Source organism: Bradyrhizobium sp. Kon69 (assembly GCF_055807515.1).
The window spans coordinates 56,278-62,277 of the sequence record NZ_JBVVOS010000037.1 but is presented as its reverse complement, the minus strand read 5'-3'; the positions used below and the strand labels follow the sequence as shown (position 1 = coordinate 62,277).

At 56.6% G+C, this 6,000-nt stretch carries 9 protein-coding genes; 5 read left to right on the top strand and 4 right to left on the bottom strand.

Translation table 11 applies throughout. From position 1 onward, the window contains the following. The 3 genes from AC0L3U_RS34525 to AC0L3U_RS34515 form a co-directional block, all read left to right on the top strand. On the top strand, positions 1 to 433 hold a 433-nt coding region (locus tag AC0L3U_RS34525; RefSeq protein ID WP_473364720.1), incomplete at its 5' end, for a hypothetical protein. A 254-nt stretch (positions 434 to 687) separates the two neighbouring features. After that, the gene (locus AC0L3U_RS34520; protein ID WP_247430601.1) at positions 688 to 915 is read left to right on the top strand and encodes a hypothetical protein; all 228 of its coding nucleotides are present in this window, start codon (positions 688 to 690) and stop codon (positions 913 to 915) included. Positions 916 to 1,023: 108 nt separating this feature from the next. Beyond that, positions 1,024 to 1,527: a hypothetical protein gene (locus AC0L3U_RS34515; RefSeq protein ID WP_473364719.1), complete on the top strand. Its 504-nt coding sequence runs from the start codon at positions 1,024 to 1,026 to the stop codon at positions 1,525 to 1,527. A gap of 576 nt (positions 1,528 to 2,103) precedes the next feature. On the opposite strand, the gene AC0L3U_RS34510 is transcribed toward AC0L3U_RS34515, so the two are convergent. The 3 genes from AC0L3U_RS34510 to AC0L3U_RS34500 all read right to left on the bottom strand — a co-directional run bounded on the left by AC0L3U_RS34510 (position 2,104) and on the right by AC0L3U_RS34500 (position 3,585). Beyond that, on the bottom strand, positions 2,104 to 2,319 hold the full coding sequence (locus AC0L3U_RS34510) for a DUF7662 domain-containing protein (protein ID WP_473364718.1): 216 nt from the start codon (positions 2,317 to 2,319) through the stop codon (positions 2,104 to 2,106). Positions 2,320 to 2,332: 13 nt separating this feature from the next. Beyond that, positions 2,333 to 2,521, bottom strand: coding sequence for a hypothetical protein (locus tag AC0L3U_RS34505; protein WP_247289126.1), 189 nt, complete (start codon positions 2,519 to 2,521; stop codon positions 2,333 to 2,335). Positions 2,522 to 3,279: 758 nt separating this feature from the next. After that, positions 3,280 to 3,585 (bottom strand): hypothetical protein, encoded by a 306-nt coding sequence (locus AC0L3U_RS34500; RefSeq protein WP_473364717.1) that lies wholly within the window; start codon positions 3,583 to 3,585, stop codon positions 3,280 to 3,282. Positions 3,586 to 3,933: 348 nt separating this feature from the next. Between AC0L3U_RS34500 and AC0L3U_RS34495 the strand changes: the two genes are divergently transcribed. Next, on the top strand, positions 3,934 to 4,146 hold the full coding sequence (locus AC0L3U_RS34495) for a hypothetical protein (protein WP_473364716.1): 213 nt from the start codon (positions 3,934 to 3,936) through the stop codon (positions 4,144 to 4,146). 61 nt (positions 4,147 to 4,207) lie between these two features. Further along, entirely contained in the window at positions 4,208 to 4,414 is a 207-nt protein-coding gene (locus AC0L3U_RS34490; RefSeq protein WP_473364715.1) for a hypothetical protein, read from the top strand. Here AC0L3U_RS34490 and AC0L3U_RS34485 read toward each other — a convergent pair whose 3' ends face one another. After that, positions 4,415 to 4,747: a hypothetical protein gene (locus AC0L3U_RS34485; protein WP_007604755.1), complete on the bottom strand. Its 333-nt coding sequence runs from the start codon at positions 4,745 to 4,747 to the stop codon at positions 4,415 to 4,417. Positions 4,748 to 6,000 lie beyond the last annotated feature (1,253 nt).

The following is a 6,000-nucleotide window of genomic DNA, read 5'->3' as shown; positions in this document are numbered from 1 at the left end:
CTCAGATCATCAAAAGATCCGAAGCGATCGAAAGCAGCTTGAAGTGAGGGCTCGCCGCCTGCTGCAGAGTTACCTGACGGCCAATGAGTGGCAGAAGCGCCAATACTATCAGGCCATCGCCGGCGCGGCTTCTGCATGTCAGCCTGGTATTGATGATCCGAGCTTAAGTAACGAGAAGCTTGCTGAATTAACCGCTCAGGCGGCAACAAAAGTCGTCCAAGCACGTGATCGGAAAGCCAAGGATGCGCACGACCATTCAGCTGTACTGATCACGGATGCATACGCAACCGTTGCAATCGCCTATCGACGAGCGGCTTCAGCCTACACTGCTGACAAGGAAATGGAGCAGCTGGGCACCGCCGCAGTACACCTGGTCACGATAGCGAATTCATTCATGAATGCTGAATCGGTGCGGTCTCCGACAGAAATGTGACGGGGGCTTCGGCAAACCAGCCTCGCACTTTTGATCAGGCGTATACCTTGCGCAAACCCTTTCTCCTAAGCTGGCCGTAAGACGTTGCTTGTACCGTCCTCACCAACAAGAAAAGGCGGGCGGCATGTCGATTGCATTTCGAATCTCTGTTCTCTTGTTCTGTGCTTACGCCGGTTGGGAAACCCCAAGCATTCAATTCGGCGATTTGCGAGAGCCTCAGCAGCAAGGGCGTTCTCCAGCCGGATAAGTAAGGAATGAACAAAACAACCCTTCACCTGGAACGTCCGCAACCAAGCCAAGTTCGGCGTGCTGACCTCGCGCCGGCCACCGGCTTTGCGATGCTCGTCGATGGTCGCTTCAAGACTGAATTTCTTGATCAGGACGCCGCGACTAAAGCGGCCCTTGAATTGTTGGCCAAGTATCCGATGCTGAAGATCGAGATCTACGACGCAGCATCGAAGTCACGGACGCCCGCGAGATAGCCACTTTGCATCGCAACGTGCGTAGTAACCATGTCTTCCGCTTTAATCTACCTTTAGCTTTTTGCTAACAAACGAGGCCGCAAGGTCGTCCCCAAACGGAGGCGGCCTGTGCCTTTGATTAAATACTTCGGATTCGTCGGCAGCGCTCTCGTCCTGTTGATGATCGGAATCGGCTGGTGCCTGCCGCAGCAGGCGCTGGGCCCAGGGAACAGTGACGTAGAGCGACCGTCCATAAGGATCAGCTCAGTTGAGCGGGCACCTGAACGGGTAATAATCGATACCAGTTTGCCGACGCTTGTGGCTCCGTCGAACATCAGTCCTTCTACATCGACGACGTTGGTGCAATCTGCTCGGCCTCTGCAGAGCGCATTCTCCGAACTTGACGTCGCCGGGAAGCCGGTCACTCCGAAATCAGGCGGCGAGGTCTTGAAGCCGAAGCATGCGGCAAAAGGCGAATCTGGGAAAAATGCCTCTAACCGCCGAACAGCGAAACCGTTGAATATTATTCCCGCACCCGCAACGGGAGCGCAAGCTGCGGCGCCTGATACAAGACTGTCGTTACTGGAAACGCTCAAGGAGCGGCTAGGGCAGACGTTTTTCAAGCTGAACTGATGACAGTGCCGACTATAGGACCTCGGCGGGCGCCATTCACCGCGGACGCGCCCCAGGCGTCGCCCCGCAGAGGCGAGGAGCTCGGACGTACGCCTTTCCCCGGGCTAAAATTCGAGCCATGCTCATGCGGCGACGCCACAGCGGTCTCGTCCATTGCAACCACAACCTTGGTGGCTGAAGAGTGTTGCGTGATCTGTCCGGTGCCACCTAGGTGTATTGGCTTATTGATTTCGGAGTGCTGCCCTGATCGATTTGGCACTTGAAATCGGCAGTACGGTGAACCTCTTCGTCGTCTGCCCAGTAGGCCGCTATTCGGCCTGAGCGATAACCCAAGCACTGGGGCGTTCGAATGGGAGCTATTTTGTCTCAAAGAATGCAATTCTGGACCTCCTTTTCATCGACGCAGCCTTGGAGGAGAAGGGCCGAAGAGCCGAGGACCGCGAGGAGAGGTAGAACAGGCCGCCGCGTTCGGATTGATTCTCCGTGGACTGACGCTGCCGGGACGCGCGGGAAAGCTCGCAACACTAAGGTGGCGCGACGTAGAAGCCTTTAGGCTCGATGGAATTCCACTGCCCGCTATTTCAGTGAAGTTCTGGCCGTGAAGCCTGCCTGCAGCCACGCCATCGCCTGCGTGAGCCCAGCTTTGCGCGAACTCTCATTTCCCCACCAGGCACTGAACTTGTAAGCTGACGGCGGTAACGGCCTCCCAAGAATTCCCTCGATTTCCGAGAACGTGAGCCGAATAGTTTGCGCCCTTGTGCACACCAGCTCTAGCGGATCGTAAACGGACATGACGCTCGGCTCGTCACGTTGGTCTATCATCGCCGCTCGCGGGGATGTTGAACCCCCGGGCGGCAAGTTCCAGCTCGAGCTCAGTGATCCGCTCGAAGATGCGAGCAGCAATCGCCTCGGAATCTTCAACGCTTAATGATTGCATGCCCCTTAAAGATAGCTCGTCCCTGAGAACCTTCGCCACAAGCAATTGAATTGCCATTGGATCAAATCCTAAAAAGACGATCCAACCGCAATCGAAGGGCGAGTGCAAGTGTTTAGGTGGTGCTGCCGTGCTTCGGCTAGTTGTCTCCGCTCGGAATGCTGAAGCTGCGCAGCTGCTCGCACAAGCCTTTCTGCCGCAGCCCTTAACAGCAAGCCCGTGTGCTCCATCGGGTGTCCTACCCTGCGTGATCTGTAGCCGCTTGGCCGTCTCGCTTTGCTTGAGCACGAGTCATTAGCCTATCCAGCTTCGATTGCTCGTCGCTCAGACGTCTTTCGACATACTGCCGTTCGAAGTCCGTCAGAGTGGTTTGCAATAAGAGGTGATAGCGTTGAATATTGTTGCGATGTGCCCGGACCAAATCGTCGTCAATCATCGTCGCCGCCTTTTCCGCTACCGAGACAACAAACAATTCATCATCAAGCCGGATGGGCAGACGACCGAGCAGGCCGGAGCATCTCCGCCGCTCTCTCGATGGTAGCGAGCTTTCTTTTCCCAATCTGTGAACTATTTCACACGGCTGCGATCGTAGCCTACGTGGCAGCAGACGCAGTCCAGCGGTTTAGCGGGCGTGGGTCGGCTGCATCCAGGCGGATAACAGCGGTATGGATACCTAGCTCAGTGGGGCGCGCCGGCTCATGGAGCTTGGCTGAACGCCAGATGGGTTCCTATGAAGTCCAAGTCGATCAAAAGCGCAGGAAAAGAGGTGCCAAGTCTATGCGTCTGACGACTGTGGCGCCAACGGCATGGCGGTTTGATCACTGCATTTTCTGCCCGAGGTCTCTCAGCAGCGTGTGAAGAAAGTCGCTGGCATGGTCGTATTGCGCGTTGCCGTTCGTGATTTGACGGACGCGTGGATCCATTAAGCGACCAACGGTTTCGGGGCCGAGCAACTCAGCTCTGTCCGACCACTGCTGCAGCAACGTATCCGGTATATCGTCCGCCGATCCGAACATCCGCAAAAGGGAATGTTCAGCCTCGGCCTTATGGTCGTGATGAGCCTTCGCCGCATAGAAAGCGAATAGTCCCCGGAAGGCATCACGGGAAACGGCAGGTTTTCCCATCGCAATGTCCCTGAAAAAATTACGTTCTCAATGGACGCAAGTTTGACGCCCCCGTTCGGGAAAAGCTAGAAAAAACTAAAACCCTGTGCTCAACCGTTTTCGAAGAATTTGCCGTTGCACGCTGAGTGCAATGCCAGCCCGTCAATGATCTTGACCGATTTTGACGACGGCCTGGTTGGACATTCGAGGGGCTCTCTGGCTCTTGTTGTTCCCCAGCCGCCCCATCGGCTGAAGCGTAAGCCGGCGGAGGGGCCATTTTGTACAAAGCCAGCGCAGAAGTTGCGCCGAACGGGCGGCTTGCACTAAGCTTTATTCGATTAAATCAGAATGTTTTTGTGGAGTAGCGTCATGTCGAGTGCGATTGAGTTGATTGTGGATGGCTACGCAAGAGTGAAAGACCGCCAGTCGCTTGAAGAGCTGAGGATCCATCGCCGGCGACTTGCCAGAGACCTGAAGGCCTGGGTGGGCTTTGACTGCAGGTTGTCGATTGCGCAAATCGAGCAGGACATCGCGGCAATAGAGGCTGGACTGGAGACGTTGTCGGGGCCGGTCGGCGGCTAGATAAGGAGTCAACCCCATGACGGCGTGCGCGCAAGGAGGGTAAGTGCTGCGATCGTTCGTAATGGCTGCCCTCGTACTGGTCTGGGGATCCTCGTCCGCGCTCAGCCTGACGTCGGAGGAGATCATCGCCAAGCTTCGCGCCGCCGGCTATTCGCAGATCCAGGAACTACCAGCCGGAAAGATAAAGACCTACAAGGCCGTCAAGGAAGGCACCGCGCGCTCGCTAATCGTCGACAGCACCGGCCACATCGCAGAAGTGGCAAGGTAGCTAGACGGGCAGACGTAGCCAGACGTCTTTACTGGACAGCGTGCCTGTTGGCGTCGCAATCTCCATATCGACGACGCGAAACGAGCCATGACTTTCGTAAACGTAGCGAAGGTGCCAGACGGGGCCGGGTTCCGGCGAGATGGCGAAGTCGTCCAAGGCAGACGCAACGTATCGAACGGCATCGCGTCGCTCAACCGAGGCGGAGAACATCGCCTCTATCAGCGCGGCCAGGCTCATGCCGCCGACCAGCATGGCTCGTGCCGTTTCGTCGCCGTAAGTAAGCCGCAGCGCAGTCACGACTGCCGCAATAGCGTCGGGGTTCTTCAGAGCCACGGTAGATCCGCTTCGCCCAGCAAAACCATAATGCGGATTCCGCCCCTTTCGTGCAACCGGCATCGATTCGGGGCCACTGTCCCAATGGCTAATGCCCAGGGCGAGCCGCTCCTGCGAAGCTCAATCAGCGGAGCAGACCGGAAAGCTGCGGCTGGAGACGCTTGAGCCGTTCTCACAGTCCTCCGACTCTGAGGCGCCAACGACAGGGCGTACCTTGAGGGGCGCTCGCCGGTTCACGCTGGCCTGCCGTGCGGCGAAGGCCGCAGCGGGGGGTAAATCGCTGCGGCCCACGCGTCGTCAAATGAAGCCGGGTCAAAAATACCAAGTGAAATATGCAGCCAGCCCCGGTAGCAAAAATTCTGCCTCAACTTTGTCTCTTTTGCAAACACAATTTCGGCGGAACCGAAATCAACCTAGCGGGCATTCTGTTCCGAGGACGGAACAATTCTGCTCTCTATTGCTGCCAAGCGAAAGGGGAGCTGCCCCGAGACCCATCATGGTGGGTCGGTGAGACCCGGCTACTGCCATCTCGCCGATAGGACCGACTGCGGACGCAAGAGTTGCCTCGAGTCCTCAGCCCATCGCTGAAATTAAGCTTTTCGGCGACTTGTTTTTGACTGTGCGCGTTTGAGCGCCTTCACTCCATAATGTTGATGGAGACGGACGTGATCAGTTGGTTGTTAGTGATCATAATCGCGGCAAGCGTTGCGGTTCTACTAGCTCACGCGATTGACGCCATCCGCTCCTAAAGACGAGCGCAGCGGCGGAAGGTGGCGCCTCATCTGATGACAATTTAAGGACGCGGCATCAGTCGGCTTGCTTGTAACGATCCGAATGGGAGACGGTTCTAGACTGATAAAGATTGTCGGCAAACCTTATCAGTCAGCGGCAGTTGATATTCAGATCCGGGTGGCGCATGCTCGGCGAGAAGCGCCCCGGCTGTGTTTCGGATCAACTTCGCCTGAGTTAAGCAGAACGGCCGCAGAAGCTAGATGGCGACTATGTAGCCGTCGAATGACTAGTTCTTGTACTTCCAGATCGAGCGGGCGCAGCGTTGCTTGGCCTCGAACGAGACAGCCGAAGCAGGGCAACAGCGGTCCTACAGTGATGAGCAGGGCCAATGAAGCCGCAGGATCGCTCAGTGTCATGCAAACGGAGGCGGTTCGCCGCCAGTACGCTTCAACTAAACGGGACCCATATCATCGACTGATCAGCTTTCGAAACGAAAGCCTCTTCAACATGAAGAGAGCGCG

Bases quoted from the DNA above. Each gene is read 5' to 3' on its own strand.
- AC0L3U_RS34520 (WP_247430601.1), top strand. From the start codon at position 688: ATGAACAAAACAACCCTTCACCTGGAACGTCCGCAACCAAGCCAAGTT.
- AC0L3U_RS34510 (WP_473364718.1), bottom strand. From the start codon at position 2,319: ATGTCCGTTTACGATCCGCTAGAGCTGGTGTGCACAAGGGCGCAAACT.
- AC0L3U_RS34505 (WP_247289126.1), bottom strand. From the start codon at position 2,521: ATGGCAATTCAATTGCTTGTGGCGAAGGTTCTCAGGGACGAGCTATCT.
- AC0L3U_RS34500 (WP_473364717.1), bottom strand. From the start codon at position 3,585: ATGGGAAAACCTGCCGTTTCCCGTGATGCCTTCCGGGGACTATTCGCT.
- AC0L3U_RS34495 (WP_473364716.1), top strand. From the start codon at position 3,934: ATGTCGAGTGCGATTGAGTTGATTGTGGATGGCTACGCAAGAGTGAAA.
- AC0L3U_RS34490 (WP_473364715.1), top strand. From the start codon at position 4,208: ATGGCTGCCCTCGTACTGGTCTGGGGATCCTCGTCCGCGCTCAGCCTG.